Below are 18175 nucleotides of genomic sequence, written 5' to 3'. Positions count from 1 at the left end.
CGGGGAATCGGGGGAGGCCGTGGTGGCAGGTCCCGGACCTGCCACCACGGTAGGACGTGGACGGGAGGTTGCGCTCCTCAGTCGAGGAACTGCTTCTCCCACTCCTCCTGATAAGCGGCGACCGAGTCCCCGGACAGCTCGTCGGGGTCGCCGAGGGGGATCTCCTGCGCGAGCAGGTCGGAGCCGGCAACGCCGGTGCCCTCGATGTCCGGCAGCGCCGGGACGAAATCGTGCGAGATCGCGGCCTGGCCCTCGGGCGTGACGAGGAAGTCGGCGAGGACCTGGGCAGCGTTGGGGTGCGGCGACGACGAGAGGACGTGGCTGTACCACGGGACGCCGAACGGCTTCTCCGGGATGATGAACTCGACGGGAGCTCCGTTGGCCTTCTCGGTCAGGATCGTGCTGCCGATCGTCGGCGATGCCCAGATCTCACCCGAGGCGATCGCCTGGCCGATGGCGACGGCGCTGTCGTAGACGCGCGGGTCCATCGCGGCGAGGCGGTCGACGTAGTCCGTACCGAAGTCCTCGTCGATGGTGCGGTACATGTCGACGTACGTCGGGATGCCGGCCGGGTTGGTGACGCCGAGCTTGCCCCCCTTGAGGTTCGCGGCCAGGAGGTCCTCGGGCGAGGTGACGCCGTTCGGCAGCTTCTGCGTGTTCCAGCCCAGTCCGAAGACGGTCGCACTGGTCAGGAACCACTGGTCGTCGATGACGCTGTTCGACCGGTCGTAGTCCTCGTTGTCGAAGGACGGACCGACGATGTCGACCGAGTAGCCGCCGTCGGCGCTCCGGTCGATCCAGCCGGCGTCGGTGGTCATGTGGACGTCGGCGGTGCCGCGGCCCGTCTGGTTCTCGATCTCGACCTTCGGCAGCAGGTCTGCGTCGGTGCCGCGCACGTAGGTCAGCTCGATGTCCGGGTACTTCTTCTCGAACGCCTTCTTCAGCAGCTCGAGGTTGTCCGGGGCGACAGTGCCGTAGATGACGACCTCGCCTTCCTTCTTCGCAGCCTCGACGATCCCGTCCCAGCTGCCCGCCAATTCTCCGCCGCCCGAGTCGCTGCCGCAGCCAGCGAGCGCAGCAACGGAGAAGAGACCGCCGGCCAGAGCAGCGGCAAGTCGCTTCGATGTCATGAACGTCTCCTAGGTGAGGTGGGCCAGCCACCGAATTGAAGTTGGTTCAGTTGGAACTGTATGACGTGCGTCACCAGAGGGCAAGAGATACCGGCCGGAAACTTGAACTGACTTCAATCCAGCAGCAAGGCTGGGGCCATGACCCACCTCTTCAACGGTGTCGGCGAGTTCGCGGCCGCCACCGGGCTCGATCTCGGCCACAGCCCCTGGTTCGAGATGACCCAGGCACGCATCGACCAGTTCGCCGATGTCACCGAGGACTGGCAGTGGATCCATGTGGACCAGGCTCGCGCAGCCCGCAGCGAGCTCGGCAGCACCATCGCCCACGGCTACCTGACCCTCGCCCTCGTCCCCCGCCTGAGCGCAGGACTGTTCGACTTCGACGGCATCGGACGCGCGGTCAACTACGGCGTCGAGAAGGTGCGCTTCCCTGCGCCGGTCAGGCCCGGCGACCGGATCCGTGCGCGGGGAGCGGTGGTCGACGTGACGCCCGCCGGACCCGATGGACGCGGCACACTCGGTCGGGTGCGCTACACGATCGAGATCGAGGACCGCGAGCGTCCCGCCTGCGTGCTCGAGGCACTGATGCTGGTCCTGCCGCCCGAGACCAGTTGAACTCAATTCAGTTTGGTGGCAGGGTGACCGGCATGGATCGCTACACCGACCGCCGCGTCCTCGTCACCGGCGCGACCGGAGGGCTCGGGGCCGAGATCTGCCGCCGGCTCACCGCCGAGGGCGCCGTGCTCGCCCTGGCCGACCTCCCCTCGCCCGCCCTCGAGGAGACACGCGCAGCCCTGCCCGGGAGCGGGCACGTCGCGCTCGACCTGGACGTCAGCGACGAGGAGCAGTGGCGCGCCGCGGTCGCCCGGGTCGACCAGAAGCTCGGCGGGCTCGACGTCCTCGTCAACAACGCGGCCATCGGCAGCATCGGGACGGTCGAGGACGAGGAGCGCGAGCACTGGGACCGGGTGATGTCGGTGGACGCCACCGGGGTGTGGCTCGGGATGAAGCACGCCGGCCCGCTCATCGAGCGCACGGGCGGCGGCGCGATCGTCAACGTCGCCTCGATCCTCGGGAGCACGGGCGGCCTCGGCAACAGCGTCGCCTACCACGCCGCGAAGGGCGCGGTGCGCACCATGACGAAGAACGCCGCGATCCACTGGGCCACCCGGGGCGTCCGCGTCAACTCGCTGCACCCCGGCTTCATCGAGACCCCGCAGCTGCTGGAGCGCTACGCCGGCTCAGAGCGCCACCGGGCGATGCTCGCGAACACCCCGATGGGCCGGCTCGGCCGGCCCGAGGAGATCGCGGGCGCCGTGGCCTTCCTGGGCAGCGACGACGCCGGCTACCTGACCGGCACCGAGCTGTACGCCGACGGCGGCTGGACCGCGCGCTAGCGCCTCGTGGTACCTCAGGCCTGGGGCACCATCACCCGCTCGTCGCCGGTGACGATGATGCTGCGGCCACCCATCGTGCCCACGTGGGCGACGGCGGCCTTCCACTCGTCGCTGGCGAGGGCCGCGTCGAGTGCCTCCTTGCTGTCGAAGCTGAGGACCGACATGCCGTCCCAGCCCGCCGAGCGCTTGTCGTCCATCCCCTCCAGGACCTCGGTGTGCAGCCACCGGCGCAGCCCGGGCAGCGGGTAGGTCACGTCGGCGTGCTCGCCGCGCCACCAGTCGATGAACTGCTCGTGGGTCCAGCCGCTCGGCTTCGACGCCAGCACGATCAGGTTGTACATCACACGCTCCTGAGTTGAATTTGGTTCATGGGTGGCGGACATGCCGGTCCGGCGCTCCCGCCCGGGAGTCGGGGTTCGGTCAGTGGACCAGGCGCACGCAGGCCGCGACGACCTGGTCGGAGATCTCGGCGAGGGTGTGGGCGCCCTTCGGGCGGTACCAACGCCACACGCCGTTGATCAGGCCGAGCATCAGCCGGGCGAGGACGACCTCGTCCTGCTTCGCGAACACGCCGGCGTCCATGCCGGCCTTCAGCAGCGCGGCCCACTCGTGCTCGATCTCGCGCACCAGCTCGCGCGCCCGCTGGCGCTCGGCCTCCTCGCGCTGAGACGAGCGCTCGCCGACCAGCAGGTCCTGGTGGCTCATCAGGATCCGCTCCTGGAGCGCCTCGCGCGCGGTGACGTCGAAGGCCGCCGCCACGGCGACGCGGATCTTGTCGTCCGGCTCGCTCACCTCGGCGGTGACCGCGCGGGTCCGCTCGAGGGAGCGCTCCAGCTCGTTGCTCATGATGGTCAGCAGGCAGTGCACCTTCGACTCGAAGTAGTGGTAGAGGGCGGTCTGCCCGATCCCCACCTCGTCGGCGATGGTCGCCCACTTGGTGTGCTCGAAGCCCACCCCGCCGAAGTTGTCGATGGCGGCGTCGAGGATCCTGCGCCGCTTGGAGCGCGGGCCTTCGGTACGGGTCTGCTCGTCAACTGTCATGGGAGCCGTCCTTGTCGCCAAGTGAATTCAGATCAGCGTAGCGCCGGAACCGTGGTTCATCGGGCTTCCGCGGCCGCATCGCCGCCCACGAGCGACGACGCGAGCGACACGGCACCGGACCGGTCGAGCTTGCCCACCCGGTTCTGTGGCAGGTGCGGGACCGGGTAGACGAACTCGGGCCACTTGAACTTGGGGAAGTCGGCGGCGGCGAGCTCCCGTCGTACCCCGTCGATGTCCAGGGGGTCGCCCGACCAGACCACGAGCGCCGCCGCCCGCTCACCGAGCAGGTCGTCGGAGACCGGTACGACGCACACCTGGGCCACGCCCGGGATGGCGGCGACGGCGGCCTCGACCTCGTTGATGTCGATGTTGCGGCCTCCCCGGATGATGACCTGCTTCTCACGGCCGAGGATGTTGAGGGTGCCGTCGTCGTTGATGCGGGCCCGGTCGCCGGTCGGCAGGAAGCCGTCGGGCGTGAGCTCCGGCGGGACCGGCGCGCCGTTGCGGGCGTAGCCGACGAACAGCGAGGGGCCGCGCACCTGGACGTTGCCGACCTCCCCGAGGGGCAGGGCGGCGCCGTCGTCGCCGACCACGCGCAGCTCCGTGCCGGGGAAGGGACGTCCGTCGCGGCCGAGGCGGACCTCGGGCGGCTCGGAGGGCAGCGGGGTGGTGTGGCCCAGGCACTCGGACATGCCGAACACCCGCAGGAAGCGGGTCCCGAGATGACGCTCGGCGGACTCCAGCGAGCGGGCGTTCATGGGTCCACCGCCGACCGTCATCGCGCGCAGCGACGTGAGCGCTCCCGACGACCCGGGCACCAGCGAGAGCTGCATGGCCATCGTCGGCACCAGCATCGTCCAGGCGACCTTCTCGTCGCGCAGCAGCACGACCGCGTCCTCGGGGCTCCACTTGTCCAGGCACACCACCGGGCCGCCCAGGAGCGCCGGGAGGTAGAGCCCGAAGCAGAACGCGGCGACGCTCGAGAACGGGACGAAGGCGCCGACCGGGTCCCCCGGCCGGAGGCCGACGGCGGCGATCGTGGCCTCGCCGGCGTACCGGATCGACTCCTCGGACTGCACGACGCACTTCGGACGACCCGTCGACCCCGAGGTCATCGCGATGGCCACGCCGCCGCGCCACCGCTCGACACCGCGGGTACGACGGGAGGCGGCCGCGCGCAGCGACCAGCCCGGGAAGGCCTCCCCCACCACCGGCAGCCCGGCGTCGTCGACCTGCCAGGTCTCGACCGCGTGGGGCGAGGCGATGACGGCGTCCGGCTGGATGTCCTCGAGGGCGAGGTCGTACTCCGAGCGGGCGGCGTGCCCGCTGATGACCGCGACCAGCCCGCCCCGCAGCCCGACCGCGATCGCGGCGGCGAGGGTGCGCCAGGTGTTGTCGGCCTGGACGAGCACCGTGGGCGCGCCCGCCAGCGACCGGTCCAGGAGGTCCGCGATCTCGCCGGCCCGGGCGACGACCTCACCGAGGGTGTGGGCTCCCTCCGCGTCGATGACGGCGACGTCGTCGGGGCTCTGCCCGGCCCGCTCGACCAGCTCCTGTGCCAGCTTCCTCATGCCTTCGTCTCCTCCACGTCGATTGTCCTCGCGGTCGGCACCACGACGGCCCTGCCCTGGACCAGGCCGCGGCGCAGCCGGTCGTAGGCGGTCAGCGCGCCCGACAGCGCATGGGTCTCGGTGCGGGCGTGGACACCCGCGCCCGCGAGGCCGACCACGTCGGCGAGGTCGCCGGCCGAGCCCCAGAACGGCGCGGCGACTCCCCAGCCGCGCGGCAGGTCACCGCCCTTGGCGACCTCGAGGCGACCGCCGGCGGACCCGACGACGGCGATGCGGCCGCCGGGCGCGAGCACCTGCGTGGCCGCGTCCATGGTGTCCTGCGAGCCGACGAAGTCGAGGACCACGTCGGCCCCGGACCCGTGGTGGCCGCCCTCGAGCCACTCGGCGGCGTCGATCGTGCTCGCCACGACCGCGTCGGCGCCGAGCCGGAGCCCGAGGGCGCGCGCCTCGGCACGCGGGTCGACCGCGACCACGCACACGGGGTCGTGGCGCGCGAGCAGCTGCAGCGCGAGGTGGCCCAGGCCGCCGATCCCGATGACGAGGACCGTGGCCCCCGCCAGGTCGGCGCCGACGGTCCGCAGCGCGTGCTGCGCGGTCAGGCCGGCGTCGGTCAGCGGCGCGAGCGCCACCGGGTCCACGCCGTCGGCCGGCACGAGCTGGCGCACGCCGGGGACGAGCATGTAGTCGGCCAGCCCGCCGTCGTACCCGATGCCGTTGCCGATGGGCCCGGTGAGCTCGAAGCAGTAGTTGTCCCGGCCTCGCCGGCACTGCCGGCAGCGCCCGCACGACCAGATGCCGTGCACGGCGGCCCGGCGCCCGAGCCACGCCGGGTCGACGGCGTCGCCCGCCGCGACGACCGTGCCGACGACCTCGTGGCCGAGGGTGAACGGGAGCTCGTAGGGCAGCTGCCCCGGAGCGGCATCCATGATGTGGAGGTCCGAGTGGCACAGGCCGGCCGCCTCGACGCGGACCAGGAGCTGGGCACCGACCGGCACCGGGACCGGCACCTCGACCAGCTCCGGAGCGGCGCCCCAGGCGTGGAGGCGCAGCGCGCGCATCGTCTCCGGCAGCGCGCTCACCGTGCGGTCCATCCGCCGTCGACAGCCAGGACGTGCCCGGTCACGTAGCTCGCGGCGTCCGAGGCGAGGAAGAGCAGCGCGCCGTCGACCTCGCCGGTCCGGCCGCCGCGTCCGAGCATGGTGTTGCGGCGCACCCAGCCGGCCGACTTCTCGTTGGTGAACAGGCCGTCGGTCATCTCGGTATCGAACCAGCCCGGCACCAGCGCGTTGACACGAACCCCGCGCCGTCCCCACTGGCCCGCCAGCTCCCGGGTGACGCCGATGACCGCGGCCTTCGACGCGGCGTACCCCGCGCCGCCGATCGGGGCGGTGGAGACCAGGCCGACCACGGAGGAGATGTTGATGATCGAGGCACCGCGGTCCTCGGGGAGGGCGCGCACGGTCTCGACCGCCAGCCGGATGCCGGCCGTGAGGTTGAGGGCGAGGATCGCGTCCAGCTCCTCGGGCGTCTCGGTCAGCGCGTCCGGCGGTCCGGGCATGCCGGCGTTGTTGACGAGGACGTCGATCCCGCCGTTGATCGAGGCGGCCGTCGCCACCAGGCGCTCGCGGTCGCCGGCATCGGTGACGTCGCAGGCCACCGGCACCAGACCCGGTACGTCGGCGGCCAGCGCCTCGAGGCGCTCGACCCGCCGGGCGGCGGCGACGACGGTGGCACCGGCCGCGGCCAACGCCCGCGCGAAGCCGTCGCCCAGGCCCGAGGAGGCGCCGGTGACGACGGCGACCCGCCCGCTCAGGTCGAACATGGACAGGGGCGAGGTGGCCATCAGTAGACCGCCGTCCGGCCACCGTCCACCGGGATCAGCGCGCCGGTCGTGTAGCCCGCGACGTCCGAGGCGAGGTGCACGACCATGCCGGCGAGCTCCCTCGGGTCGCCGAGGCGCTCCGCCGGGAGCCGGTCGGTGACCAGGCCGATGAACTCGTCGTCCCAGTCGCCGGCCATGTCGGTCGCGAACGCGCCGGGCATCACGCAGTTGACCCGCACGTGCGGTGCGTACTCCTGGGCGAAGGCACGGGTGAGTGCGTTGAGCCCGTTCTTCGAGGCGGCGTACGTCGCCTCGGGCGGGCTGGGACGCTCCGCGCCGATGCTCGAGATGTTGATGATCGAGCCGCGACCCGCGGCGTACATGTGGGCACCGGCCACCGCCATCAGGCGGAAGGGGCCCTTGAGGTTGACGTCGATCGTCTTGTCGAAGAGCGCCTCGGTCACGTCCTTCGCCGACGGGGCGAGCGGGGCGATGCCGGCGTTGTTGACGAGGACGTCGATCCGGCCGTGCTCGGCCACGACGGCGTCGACGGCGGGCTCGATCGCGTCCCAGTCGCCGACGTGCAGCGGCAGGGGGAAGGCCTTGACGCCGGTCGACGCGGTGATCTCGGCGGCGACCCGCTCGCACGCGTCGGCCTTGCGGCTGGACACGACCACGGTCGCCCCGGCCACCGCCATCGCCTCGGCGATCGCGCGGCCGAGGCCGCGGGTGGCTCCGGTGACCAGCGCGACCCTGCCGTCGAGCTGCCCGCTCACGCGCGCGCCTCCTTCGGTGCGTCGTACTTCTTGAGCTCCTGCAGCGCGATGCTGCGCAGGTGCACCTCGGTCGGACCGTCGGCGACCTGCAGGGCCCGGGTGAGGGCGTAGAGGCGGGCGAGCACGGTGTCGTCGCTGACCCCGGCGGCGCCCCAGGTCTGGACGGCGCGGTTGACGACCTGGTGGGCGACCTCCATCGCGGCGACCTTGATGGCCGCGGCCTCGGTCCGGGCGGCGGCGTTGCCACGGGTGTCCATCAGCCAGGCGGCCTTGAAGGTGTGCAGGCGGATCTGGTCGATCTCCATCCGGCTGCGCCCGATCCACTCCCGCACGACGCCCTGCTCGGCGAGCGGCCCGCCGAAGGCCTCCCGGCTCGCGGCCCGCTGGCACATCAGCTGCAGCGCGCGCTCGGCCATCCCGATCGCGCGCATGGCGTAGTGCATCCGGCCCGGGCCCAGCCGGCCCTGGGCGATGGCGAAGCCGCCGCCCTCCTCGCCGAGGATGTTCTCGGCGGGCACCCGCACGTCGGTGAAGGTGACCTCGCCGTGGCCGAGGCGGTCGTGGTAGCCGAACATCGGGAGGTCGCGGACCACCTCGACGCCGTCGGCGTCGGCCGGGACCAGGATCATGCTCTGCTGGCGGTACGTCGGCGCCTCGGGGTCGGACTTGCCCATGAAGATGATGAGCCGGCAGTCCGGGTCGAGGATGCCGGAGGTGTACCACTTGCGGCCGTTGATGACGTAGTGGTCGCCGTCGCGGCGGATCGTGGAGGTGATGTTGCGGGCGTCCGAGCTCGCGACCGCCGGCTCGGTCATCGCGAAGGCGGAGCGGATCTCGCAGGCGAGCAGCGGGTCCAGCCACTCCTTCTGCTGCTGCTCGGTGCCGTACATGGCGAGGATCTCCATGTTGCCGGTGTCGGGCGCCGAGCAGTTGATCGCCTCGTTGCCGATGATCGAGCGTCCGACGATCTCGGCGAGCGGCGCGTACTCGAGGTTGGTGAGCCCCGCGCCGCGGTCGCCGTGGGTCATGAAGAGGTTCCACAGGCCCTGCTCGCGCGCCACCCGCTGCAGGTCGCGCATGACCTGCGGCTGCTCGTGGGGGTTGGCGTTCGCGGCGACCTGGGCGTCGTACACGGCCTCGGCGGGGAGCACGTGCTCGGCCATGAACGTCTCGAGCCTCGCCGCGAGGTCGGCGGTGCGGGCGGTGAATTCGAAGTCCACAGGGGGTTCCTTCTCGCGTCGTTGCGGTGGAGTCGATCGAGGCTCAGCCGAGCCGGGCGGTGCCGGTCTCGATGAGCCGGGCGATGGTGGCCGGCAGCCTCTCCTGGTCCGGGTCGTGGTGCCGGCCCTCGCGGTGGCGACGCAGGTTGTGGCCCATGATCGCCGCCATCTTGAAGCGGCCCAGTGCGTCGAACCAGGTGAGCTCGCGCGGCGCGGGTCCCCCGGCGGCGTACCGGCTCACCAGCTCCTCGACGGAGGGCAGGCCGGGGACGTGGCGGCCGACGCCCGGGAAGTTGTCGCCGTCGGCGAAGACCAGGAACCAGCCCAGCTCGACCCGCGGGTCGCCGGGGCTCCAGATCTCCCAATCGATCAGCGCCGCGGGCTCGGTGCCGCGGGACAGGATGTTGCCGAGGCGGTAGTCACCGTGCACCAGCACCGGCGCGACGGCCTCGGGGACCGACGCGGCGAGCAATCGCTCGAGCTCGGCGGCACCCGGCACCAGCTCGGGCGGTACGGCGCCCATCGTGCGGCTCCAGCGGGCGAGCTCGTCACCCGGCGACAGCGGCTCGCCGTCGACGGGCAGCCCGTCGAGGGGCAGCCGGTGCAGCCGCGGCAGGATCTCGGCGGCGCGCAGCATCCGGGCCGCGGCGAGGGCGGGCTCGACCGCGGGGTCGTCCAGCACCGGCTCGAGGGACTCGCCGGCGACCAGCTCCATCGCGAACCACGCCGGCTCGACCTCGTCGGTGGCGCAGATCCGCGGAACCGGGACGTCGGTGCCGGCGAGCGCGGCCATGATCCGCGCCTGGCGCAGCATGTCGTGGCGGCCAATCGAGCGCTGGCCGGGCGGCACCGCCTTGACGACGAACCACTGGTCGTCGACGGCGAGCTTGTAGGTGAGGCCCGAGTGCCCGCCGAGCATCGGCTCCAGCGCGGTCGCGACGCCGTCGTACCCGCTGGCCCGGAGGCCGGCGACGACCCGCTCCTGGAGGTCGAGGGCGTGCAGCTCGGCCGGGGTGGGCCGCGTGTCGGTGGCCATCAGCGGGGCTCCCTCGGGAGGCCGAGCACGCGCTCGGCGAGGATGTTGTGCTGGATCTCGTCGGTGCCGCCGGCGATCCGGTAGCCCGGCGCGCCGAGCACGTGCTCGGTCCACGCCCAGCTGCCCCAGCGGTCGCCCTGGACGGTGAGGTCCGGGCCGAGCAGCAGGCGCACGACCTCGGAGGTGCGCGCCATCGTGTCGGTCGCGAGCAGCTTGCCGACGGAGGCCTCCGGCCCGGCGTCGGCGCCGGCGACGACCGCGGCGGCCACGCGCATGCCGGTGAGCCGCTGGACGTAGCTGCGGGTGACCAGGTCGGCGACCGCGTCCCGCTCGAGCTCGGTCAGCGGCCGGCCGAGATGGCGAGCGAGCTCGACGGCCTGGTCCGCGTTCTCGAGGCCCAGGCTGCCGGAGTCCAGGCGCTCGGACGCGAGCACGGTCAGCGCGACCTTCCAGCCCGCGCCCTCGGGACCGAGCCGATGCGCGTCGTCGAGGTGCACGCCGTCGAGGTAGACCTCGTTGAACGAGCAGCCCCCGGTCATCTGGCGGATCGGGCGGACCGTCACGCCCGGCGCGTCCATCGGGACGATGAAGGCCGTCAGGCCGGCGTGCTTCGCACTCCCCGGGTCGGTGCGGGTGATCGCGACGCCGTAGTCGGCGACGCGGGCACCGGACGTCCAGACCTTGTGGCCGTCCAGCCGCCAGCCGTCGCCGTCGCGGACGGCACGGGTGCGGACCGCCGCCAGGTCGGAGCCGGCCTCGGTCTCGGAGAACAGCTGGCAGGCGATCACGTCGGTGCGCAGCATCGCCCGGACGTACGTCGAGCGCTGCTCCTCGGTCCCCCACTGCGCGATCGTCGGCGCGATCAGCTGCTGGGTGACGGGGAACATCTCGGTGCGCCGCGGGACGTCGTACTCGGCCTCGGCGCGCCGGAAGGCCAGCAGGTACGACACCGGGAGGCCTCGGCCGCCGTACTCCGGGCCCCAGGTGATGGCCCCGAAGCCGGCGTCGTACTTGGCCTGCTCGTAGGCGCGGATGCGATCGGTCTCCGCGCGCTCCTCGTCCTCGGTCCAGTTCTCGAAGACCGCGACGGCGTCGCTGCCCTCGCCCCAGGGGCGCTGGGTGCGGGGAGCCGCGACGGAGGAGAGCCACGCGCGGGCGTCGGCGACGAACGCGTCGAGCTCGGGGGTGGTCATGACGCCTCCAGGACCGCGCAGGCGCTGATGCCCGGCGCGCCGTAGACGTGGGTGAAGCCGAGGCGCGGGTCGCCGGGGACCTGGCGGGCCCCGGCCTCCCCGCGGAGCTGGGTGACGATCTCGTGGACCTGCCGCAGGCCGGAGGCACCGATGGGCTCGCCGTTGGCGATGCAGCCGCCATCGGTGTTGACCGGGAGCCGGCCGCCGATCTCGGTGTCGCCGTTGGCGATCCACTTCTCCTGCTCGCCGTGGGCGCAGAAGCCGGTCTCGGCCAGGTGCATGAGCTCGGCACCGGCCTCGGTGTCCTGGAGCTGGGCGACGTCGATGTCCTCGGGTCCCACACCGGCCATCTCGAACGCGGCCTGCGCGGCGACGGTGCTGACGCTCGTCGGCGCGCCCTCGCCCTGGATCGCCGGGCTGAAGACCTCGAAGGTGCCGAAGCCGCGGGTGCGGGGAGCGACCGCGAGCAGCTTCACCGCCCGCGCGCCGAGCCGCTTCGCGACCGCGGGCGTCGCGACGACGATCGCCGCCCCGCCCTCGCCCGGGGAGCAGAACATGTACTGCGTGAGCGGGTCGTTGACCATCGCGGCGCCGGCCACCTGCTCCTCGGTCATCGGCTCGCGGCGCCACGCGTTGGGGTTGAGCGCCCCGTTGCGGTAGGCCTTGGCCGCGATCGACGCGAGCAGGCTCTCCGGCAGGTCGTGCTGCCGGAGGTAGCGCGCGATCTTCACGGCGAAGAACTGGGTGGTGACCATCAGGCCGGCCTCGCCGTAGCCCACGGGCAGGCCCCAGTCCTCGGGGCGGGGGTCGAAGGCGCCCCGGGGGTGCTTGTCGAAGCCGACGGCGAGCGCGATCTCCGCTGCGCCGGATCGGATCGCGTTGACGGCGGCGACGAGTGCGCTGCCGCCGGTGGCGCACCCGTTCTTGACGTTGGTGAACGGGATGCCGGTGAGGCCGAGCTCCGCCACCAGGGTGTCGGCGAGCCCGGCGCCGTCGCTGCCGCCGAAGGCGACCTGCACGTCGGGCCAGGCGATGCCGGCGTCGGCCAGGGCGGCGTGGACGGCCTGGACCGCCATCTGGCGGCCGGTGACACCGGGCTGGCGACCGAACCTGGAGAGGCCGGCCCCGATGATGGAGACCTCGCCGCTCATCGGCCGGCCCCCTCGGCCGTGCGCCCCGAGCTCCGCAGCCACGGGTCGGTGGCGAAGCGCGGGACGGGGTCGACCGCGACGAGGGTGACCTCGGCCCCGGCGAGCTCGGCCGGGTCGTCGACCGTGGTGGCCTCGAGGACGGCTTCGACCTTCACGCCGTCCGGCAGCTCGACGTACCCGACGGCGAAGGGCGTGAAGCCCTCCGCCGGCGGCACGTACGGAGGAGACTTGGGCGCGAACCGCTGGACGGTGTGGGCCCAGACGGTGCCGCGCCCGGCCAGGTCGACGGAGGACAGTCGGGTCCCTCCGCACCGCTGGCAGCCCGTCGCCTCGGGGAAGGCGACGTTGCCGCACTCGGTGCATCGGCTGCCCCTCAGCGTGGGTGCTTCGGGCACGGTCGTGTCGACGGTCATGGCTACAGCTCCTCGCAGGATCCAGCGCAGTTGCCGGATCGGTCGATCCGGCGGACGGGCATCAGGTCAGCGACCGACCCACTTGGGCTCGCGCTTCTGGAGGAAGGCCTGGACGCCCTCCTTGCCGTCCTCGGACTGCAGCGCGTTGCCGACGGCGAGGTGCTCCATGATCATCAGCGACTTCACGTCGGCGTCGAGGCCCTGGTTGATGGCCATCTTCGTCAGCTTCATCATGAAGGGGGACTTGTCGGTGAGGGTGCCGATGAACTCGTCGACGCGCTGGTCGAGCTGGTCGGCCGGCGCCGAGTCGTTGATCAGGTCGAAGTCCTTGGCCTCCTGGCCGGACAGGAGCTTGCCGGTGAGCATGAGCTCCTTGGTCTTGCGCAGGCCGATCATCCGCGGCAGGCGGTAGATCGGGCCGGCGCCGCCGAAGAGCGCGCGGCGGATGTGGAAGTCGCCGATCTTCGCGTCGTCGGAGGCGATGGCGAAGTCGCACGAGATCATCAGCTCGAAGCCACCGGCGGTGACATAGCCCTCGAGCACCGCGACCGACGGGGTGTTCATCGAGTAGAGCCGGTCACAGACCTGCGCGCTCAGCACGGCGACGTCCATGGCGGTGGTGGTGCCGATGAAGTCGGAGAGCAGCTCGTCGAGGTCGAAGCCGGAGCAGAACTGGTTCTGCACGCCGCGCAGGACGAGGACCTTCAGGTCGGGGTCGGCGTCGACCTCCTTGATGATCTCGTCGAGGCGGTGCAGCAGCTCCACCGTGACGGCGTTCTTCTTGTGGGGGCGGTTGAGCCACACCCGGGCGACGTCGCCGTCCTTCTCGAGAAGAACGTGGTCGGTGTCCACCATGGTCGTTGTCCTTTCAGAACCGAACTGGATTCAGTTTAGTTTGAACTGAGTTCAGTACACCTGTCAAGGGATGTGCGGGAATCTCGTCCGGCACGCCGCCCGGGAGCTCAGATCTCGGCGCCGAGGCGGTAGCCCTCCGCGATGGCGTGGCCGGTCCGGCGCGGCGCCAGGCTGTCGCCGATCACGCTGACCGGTGCCGGCTCGCCCTCCGCCGCCGCAGGGTCGGTCAGGCCGCCGGGCAGGACCGGCACCCGCGGCTGGTGCCACACGACGAGGGCCGGCGCGATCTCCTCCGGCTCGCCGCCGAACGCGCCACTCAGGAGGAGGGGACCGTCCGGTGCCATGTGCAGCCGGTGCCCGACGACGAGGTCGACGTCCGCGGTCGCGAGCCGGCCGAGCAGCGGTCCGACGCTCTCGGCCGGGATCCGCGACGCGAGGGCCGTCAGGGGCGTGACCAGCCGGGTCCGCCAGCCCGCGCGGGCGAGTGCCTCGGCCGCGCTGTACGCCGGCCAGAAGCCGTCGTCCTCGTCGTACACGAGCGCGTGGCGGCCGGCGGGGTCGGGCAGGTCGGGCAGGCGGCCGAGCAGGACGTCGTCGACCGTCACGACCGTCGAGCCGGGCGAGGGCGAAGGCAGGTCGGCCGGTCGGGAGCCGGTCGCCACGACCACGTGGTCGGCCATCGTCCGGATCTCGGCGAGGTCCTCCGCATCGATGGACGCGCCGAGGTTGACGTCGACGCGCAGCCGCTTGAGCTCCCGCTCGAGGTGGTCGACCACGTCGATGAGGGTGGCGCGGTGGGGCGCCGCGGCCGCGACCCGGACCGCGCCGCCGAGCTGCCCCGCCCCCTCGAAGAGGGTCACGGCGTGCCCACGACCCGCGGCGACCCGCGCCGCCTCGAGCCCCGCCGGCCCGCCCCCGATCACGTAGACCTGCTTCGGGGTCGCCACCCGGACTCCCACGGCGGGGTGGCGTCCGCGGCCGATCTCGGCGTTGACCGCGCAGTGCAGGTGCGGGTCGAAGGCCCGGCAGTCCTGGTTGATGCCCAGGCAGCCGCGCACCTCGTCCAGGCGTCCCGTCGCCGACTTCAGCGGGAGCTCGGGGTCGGCGATCAGGGCCCGGGCCATGCCGACGAGGTCCGCGTGGCCCGCCCGTACGACGGCGTCGGCGGTGGCCACGTCACGGATCCGCTGGCCGACGAGCGTTGGCACCCCGGTCGCGGCCCGCACCCGTGCTGCCGACGGTACGGCGACCGCGTCGGCGTTGCTCGAGTCCTTGACGTACTTCCCGCGGGTCCCGTGGGTGATGCTGAAGTAGTCGACCCCGAGACCGGCGAGGTCCTCGGCGATCCGCACGCAGTCGTCGATCCCCATCCCCCCGGGGATCTCCTCCTCGCCGCTCAGCCTGACGCCGAGCACGAAGTCGTCGGGCATGACCGAGCGCATCGCCTCGACCACCAGGTGGGCGAAGCGCATCCGGTTGTCGAAGCTGCCGCCGAAGGCATCGGTGCGGTGGTTGGTCAGCGGCGAGAAGAACTGCGCGACGAGGTAGCCGTGGGCGGCGTGGATCTCGACACCGTCGAGCCCGGCCTTGACGAGGTTCGCCGTGGACACCCGCCAGCCCTCGACGATGTCGTCGATCTCGCGGACGGTGAGCTCGTGCGGCGGGTAGGCGTCCCGGGGCGTCTTGATCGCCGACGGCGCCACCGGGGGCCGGTCGGACTCGCCGCCGATGAACTCGCGCCCCAGGTGCACGAGCTGCCCGACGAACTTCGCGCCGTGGCGGTGGACCACCTCGACCTTGTCCCGGAGGGCGGGGACGACCTCGTCGGCGTACGCCTCGACGAGCTTGCGCGAACGGAGGGTCGTGGTCGGGTGGACCACGATCGCCCCGCCGACGATCATCCCGACGCCGCCGGCGGCGAGCCGCTCGAAGTGCTCCACGTCGCCGTGGGTCGGCACGCCGCGCTCGACCATGCTGGTGCCGGCCGGCAGGGCGACCAGCCGGTTGCGCACCGTCATCGGGCCGATGGTGAAGGGCGAGAAGGCGTACGGGAAGGTCTCGTTGCCGCTCAGCGCGTCGCGGCCCGCCTGCCCGGTCACGAGACCGTGAACCTTCCGCCATTGCTCAGCAGGACCGCGCCCACGACATTGCTCGCCCCCGGGGAGGCGAGGTAGCAGATGTTGTCGGCGAGCTCCTCGGGGCTGGCGTAGCCGACGGCGCCGGTCGCCTCCATCGCGGCCCGCACCGACGCCGGGGTGCGACCGGCCATCGGCGTGTCGACGGGTCCCGGCGCCACGGTGTTGACCCGGACCCCGTACGCGATCGCCTCCTTGGCCACCGACTGCGTCAGCGCGTGCACGCCGGCCTTCGAGGCGGCGTAGTGCGGGTAGCCCACGAGCGTGTCGAAGGACGCCGACGAACCGACGGTCACGATCGAGCCGCTCCCCTGCTGCTTCATCACCCGCACAGCGGCGCGCAGCACGTGGAAGGTGCCGTCGAGGTTGACCGCCACCACCCGGCGCCACTGGTCGTCGGCGAGCCGCGAGACGACATCCACGCGGGCGCCCGCCTCACGGGCCTCCTGGAGCCACCCCTTCGCCACGGGGTCGTCGACCCCGGCCGTGTGCACGACGACGTCCAGGCTCCCCGCGGTCGCGACCACCGCGTCGACGACCGCGTCGACGGCGGCCCCGTCCGTGACGTCGACCGGGTACGCCGCACCTCCGACGGACTCTGCGACACGGGTCGCGTTGTCGGCGACCACGTCCGCCACGTGCACGCGCGCACCCTCGGCCGCCAGGCGTCGTACGACGGCCGCTCCGATGCCGGAGCCGCCACCGGTGACGAGTGCCGTGCACCCGGCGAACCGGCGTGGGTCGGGGGCGTGGTGATTCATGCGCGTCCTCCTCTGCGCCGGCGTGACGCCGGCCTGCGGTGGGGCTCCGCGGGCGGCGCCAGGATCAGCGTCGGACCCGCGGATCGAGTGGTGGTGGACCGGACGGCGTCCCGCAGCCGCAGCTCGGGAACCGTCAGGCGCGAGGTCTCCTGCTCGCGCAGGAGGTCACGGTCGCGGACGAGGTAGGTCTCGAGCCAGGTGCCCGGGCGCTCCGGGTCGGGCACGACCTCCCACGAGCGGGCGCCCGTGCGCAGGCGCGAGAGCCGGAGGGCGTCGATCGCGCGCCGGAAGTCGTCGCGCGCGGCGGCGGCCACGACGTACTCGTGGCGGACGAGGAGCTCGCCCTCGCCGGCCTCGCCGACGAGGGCCTCGACCGCCGGGTCGGGGGTCGCGAGCAGCGGCTCGATGCCGGCGCTGGACCGCATCCCCACGCCGAGCAGGACGACGGAGTAGGCGGCCAGGACGGCGGCCGCCACGAGCAGGGCGGGTCCGACGCCGAGGACGTCGGCGACGGCGCCCCACAGGAGGGCGCCGACCGCCTGGGTGCCCTGGAAGAGCATCAGCAGGAGCGCGACGACCCGCGGGCGGACCCACTCGGGCAGCGCCTGGTGGGCGAGCATCATCCAGGTGCTCTGCACGGCGACCCAGCCGACGCCGCCGAGGACGAGGAAGGGCACCAGGACGCCCAGGGCGTCCAGGGAGCCGAGCGCAGCGAGGGTGAGCGCGTAGCCGCCGGCGAGGACCGCGACGAAGGTGTGGACGCGCACCCGCTCGCGGACCGGGCCGAGCGTCAGCGCCGCGGCGACCGATCCGGCACCGAGGACGGCCATCGTCGCGCCGAAGCCGGCGGAGCCGAGCTCCAGACGGTCGTGCACGGCGAGCGACACCAGCGCCCAGAGGGCGCTCGCCGGCAGGCCGAACGCGATCATCCGGACCAGCAGCCCGGTCGTCCACGGCGAGTGGCGGACGAACCAGAGGGCACCGCGCATCGCGGCCGGCACCGACTCCGTCCGTCCCGGTCGGGTCGCCGTCGGCGTCCCCGCGAGGAGGAGGAGGGCGACGCACGCGGCGAACATCGCGGAGATCGCCGCGAACAGCTGCAGCGGCCCGGCCAGCCCGAGCACGATGCCGGCCAGCAGCGGCCCGACGGCGCGGGCCATGTTGAAGACCGCCCCGTCGAGCAGGACGGCCGCCGGGACCAGCGCACGCTCCACCAGCTCCGGCACCATCGACTGCCAGGAGACGCCGACCACGACCAGGGCGCCGCCGACGACGAGCACGGTGAGGAGGAGCGGGACGGCACCGTCGGCGCCGGTCGCCACCAGTCCCGCAGCCGCGAGGGACGCGAGCGTCGAGGCGACCGCGGCCCGCACGAGGAGCCGCTCCCTCGCCGCATGGCTGACCACGACGCCGACGGGGAGGGCCAGCAGGATGAAGGGCAGCGCCATCGCGGCCGGGGCGAGCGCGACCACGGTCGCCGGCTCGCCGCGCTCGGTCAGCAGCCACTGGACGCCGACCACGTGGACCCAGACCGCGACCGCGTTGACCAGCTGCACCGACAGCAGCAGGCGGAAGGCGCGCACGCGCAGGGCGGCGCCCGCGCCCGGCCGGTCCGCACCTGCCTCGGCCACGCCATCTCCTTTGAACTGAAGTGAGTTTGGTTTAGGGTAACGC

Annotated in this window: 18 protein-coding genes; 2 read left to right on the top strand and 16 right to left on the bottom strand. The window is 72.8% G+C overall.

The features are described 5' to 3' along the window. Nucleotides 1-77: 77 nt before the first annotated feature. The gene (locus BJ993_RS11970) at nt 78-1130 is read right to left on the bottom strand and encodes an extracellular solute-binding protein (RefSeq protein ID WP_179648976.1); all 1053 of its coding nucleotides are present in this window, start codon (nt 1128-1130) and stop codon (nt 78-80) included. Between the two features lie 138 nt (nt 1131-1268). Here BJ993_RS11970 and BJ993_RS11965 point away from each other — a divergent pair, with 138 nt between their 5' ends. Next, the gene (locus tag BJ993_RS11965) at nt 1269-1745 is read left to right on the top strand and encodes a MaoC family dehydratase (RefSeq protein ID WP_179648975.1); all 477 of its coding nucleotides are present in this window, start codon (nt 1269-1271) and stop codon (nt 1743-1745) included. A 32-nt stretch (nt 1746-1777) separates the two neighbouring features. Next, nucleotides 1778-2527 (top strand): SDR family NAD(P)-dependent oxidoreductase, encoded by a 750-nt coding sequence (locus tag BJ993_RS11960; RefSeq protein WP_179648974.1) that lies wholly within the window; start codon nt 1778-1780, stop codon nt 2525-2527. A gap of 14 nt (nt 2528-2541) precedes the next feature. Here BJ993_RS11960 and BJ993_RS11955 read toward each other — a convergent pair whose 3' ends face one another. The 15 genes from BJ993_RS11955 to BJ993_RS11885 form a co-directional block, all read right to left on the bottom strand. Beyond that, nucleotides 2542-2868 (bottom strand): EthD domain-containing protein, encoded by a 327-nt coding sequence (locus BJ993_RS11955; RefSeq protein ID WP_179648973.1) that lies wholly within the window; start codon nt 2866-2868, stop codon nt 2542-2544. Nucleotides 2869-2947: 79 nt separating this feature from the next. Then, a complete protein-coding gene (locus BJ993_RS11950; protein ID WP_179648972.1) occupies nt 2948-3568 on the bottom strand; it encodes a TetR/AcrR family transcriptional regulator in 621 nt (206 codons plus the stop codon). Nucleotides 3569-3624: 56 nt separating this feature from the next. Continuing rightward, on the bottom strand, nt 3625-5139 hold the full coding sequence (locus BJ993_RS11945) for a class I adenylate-forming enzyme family protein (protein WP_179648971.1): 1515 nt from the start codon (nt 5137-5139) through the stop codon (nt 3625-3627). After that, a complete protein-coding gene (locus BJ993_RS11940; protein WP_308645550.1) occupies nt 5136-6218 on the bottom strand; it encodes an alcohol dehydrogenase catalytic domain-containing protein in 1083 nt (360 codons plus the stop codon). The genes BJ993_RS11945 and BJ993_RS11940 overlap by 4 nt, the downstream gene beginning before the upstream one ends. Then, on the bottom strand, nt 6215-6982 hold the full coding sequence (locus tag BJ993_RS11935; protein WP_179648970.1) for an SDR family NAD(P)-dependent oxidoreductase: 768 nt from the start codon (nt 6980-6982) through the stop codon (nt 6215-6217). The genes BJ993_RS11940 and BJ993_RS11935 overlap by 4 nt, the downstream gene beginning before the upstream one ends. Beyond that, nucleotides 6982-7737 (bottom strand): SDR family NAD(P)-dependent oxidoreductase, encoded by a 756-nt coding sequence (locus tag BJ993_RS11930; RefSeq protein ID WP_179648969.1) that lies wholly within the window; start codon nt 7735-7737, stop codon nt 6982-6984. The genes BJ993_RS11935 and BJ993_RS11930 overlap by 1 nt, the downstream gene beginning before the upstream one ends. After that, nucleotides 7734-8957: an acyl-CoA dehydrogenase family protein gene (locus tag BJ993_RS11925; RefSeq protein WP_179648968.1), complete on the bottom strand. Its 1224-nt coding sequence runs from the start codon at nt 8955-8957 to the stop codon at nt 7734-7736. Before BJ993_RS11925 ends, BJ993_RS11930 begins: the two co-directional genes overlap by 4 nt. A 43-nt stretch (nt 8958-9000) precedes the next feature. After that, nucleotides 9001-9993 (bottom strand): phosphotransferase family protein, encoded by a 993-nt coding sequence (locus tag BJ993_RS11920; RefSeq protein WP_179648967.1) that lies wholly within the window; start codon nt 9991-9993, stop codon nt 9001-9003. Next, nucleotides 9993-11186 (bottom strand): acyl-CoA dehydrogenase family protein, encoded by a 1194-nt coding sequence (locus BJ993_RS11915; protein WP_179648966.1) that lies wholly within the window; start codon nt 11184-11186, stop codon nt 9993-9995. Before BJ993_RS11915 ends, BJ993_RS11920 begins: the two co-directional genes overlap by 1 nt. Continuing rightward, complete coding sequence (locus BJ993_RS11910; RefSeq protein ID WP_179648965.1) at nt 11183-12337, bottom strand: thiolase family protein; 1155 nt, start codon at nt 12335-12337, stop codon at nt 11183-11185. Before BJ993_RS11910 ends, BJ993_RS11915 begins: the two co-directional genes overlap by 4 nt. Further along, on the bottom strand, nt 12334-12750 hold the full coding sequence (locus BJ993_RS11905) for a Zn-ribbon domain-containing OB-fold protein (protein WP_179648964.1): 417 nt from the start codon (nt 12748-12750) through the stop codon (nt 12334-12336). The genes BJ993_RS11910 and BJ993_RS11905 overlap by 4 nt, the downstream gene beginning before the upstream one ends. 66 nt (nt 12751-12816) lie before the next feature. Next, a complete protein-coding gene (locus BJ993_RS11900; RefSeq protein ID WP_179648963.1) occupies nt 12817-13605 on the bottom strand; it encodes an enoyl-CoA hydratase/isomerase family protein in 789 nt (262 codons plus the stop codon). 107 nt (nt 13606-13712) lie between these two features. Beyond that, complete coding sequence (locus BJ993_RS11895; RefSeq protein WP_308645549.1) at nt 13713-15704, bottom strand: oxidoreductase; 1992 nt, start codon at nt 15702-15704, stop codon at nt 13713-13715. Beyond that, nucleotides 15701-16501: an SDR family NAD(P)-dependent oxidoreductase gene (locus BJ993_RS11890; RefSeq protein WP_179648962.1), complete on the bottom strand. Its 801-nt coding sequence runs from the start codon at nt 16499-16501 to the stop codon at nt 15701-15703. Before BJ993_RS11890 ends, BJ993_RS11895 begins: the two co-directional genes overlap by 4 nt. Then, nucleotides 16498-18132: an MFS transporter gene (locus BJ993_RS11885; RefSeq protein ID WP_179648961.1), complete on the bottom strand. Its 1635-nt coding sequence runs from the start codon at nt 18130-18132 to the stop codon at nt 16498-16500. The genes BJ993_RS11890 and BJ993_RS11885 overlap by 4 nt, the downstream gene beginning before the upstream one ends. Nucleotides 18133-18175: the final 43 nt, after the last annotated feature.

This window comes from Nocardioides aromaticivorans (genome assembly GCF_013408525.1).
In the GTDB taxonomy this organism is placed as follows: Bacteria; Actinomycetota; Actinomycetes; order Propionibacteriales; family Nocardioidaceae; genus Nocardioides; species Nocardioides aromaticivorans.
The sequence above is the reverse complement of the archived record's forward strand: the minus strand, read 5'-3'. Positions and strand labels throughout refer to the sequence as shown.

Coding starts and splice junctions, on each gene's coding strand:
- BJ993_RS11970 (WP_179648976.1), bottom strand. CDS start 1,130: ATGACATCGAAGCGACTTGCCGCTGCTCTGGCCGGCGGTCTCTTCTCC.
- BJ993_RS11965 (WP_179648975.1), top strand. CDS start 1,269: ATGACCCACCTCTTCAACGGTGTCGGCGAGTTCGCGGCCGCCACCGGG.
- BJ993_RS11960 (WP_179648974.1), top strand. CDS start 1,778: ATGGATCGCTACACCGACCGCCGCGTCCTCGTCACCGGCGCGACCGGA.
- BJ993_RS11955 (WP_179648973.1), bottom strand. CDS start 2,868: ATGTACAACCTGATCGTGCTGGCGTCGAAGCCGAGCGGCTGGACCCAC.
- BJ993_RS11950 (WP_179648972.1), bottom strand. CDS start 3,568: ATGACAGTTGACGAGCAGACCCGTACCGAAGGCCCGCGCTCCAAGCGG.
- BJ993_RS11945 (WP_179648971.1), bottom strand. CDS start 5,139: ATGAGGAAGCTGGCACAGGAGCTGGTCGAGCGGGCCGGGCAGAGCCCC.
- BJ993_RS11935 (WP_179648970.1), bottom strand. CDS start 6,982: ATGGCCACCTCGCCCCTGTCCATGTTCGACCTGAGCGGGCGGGTCGCC.
- BJ993_RS11920 (WP_179648967.1), bottom strand. CDS start 9,993: ATGGCCACCGACACGCGGCCCACCCCGGCCGAGCTGCACGCCCTCGAC.
- BJ993_RS11915 (WP_179648966.1), bottom strand. CDS start 11,186: ATGACCACCCCCGAGCTCGACGCGTTCGTCGCCGACGCCCGCGCGTGG.
- BJ993_RS11910 (WP_179648965.1), bottom strand. CDS start 12,337: ATGAGCGGCGAGGTCTCCATCATCGGGGCCGGCCTCTCCAGGTTCGGT.
- BJ993_RS11905 (WP_179648964.1), bottom strand. CDS start 12,750: ATGACCGTCGACACGACCGTGCCCGAAGCACCCACGCTGAGGGGCAGC.
- BJ993_RS11900 (WP_179648963.1), bottom strand. CDS start 13,605: ATGGTGGACACCGACCACGTTCTTCTCGAGAAGGACGGCGACGTCGCC.
- BJ993_RS11890 (WP_179648962.1), bottom strand. CDS start 16,501: ATGAATCACCACGCCCCCGACCCACGCCGGTTCGCCGGGTGCACGGCA.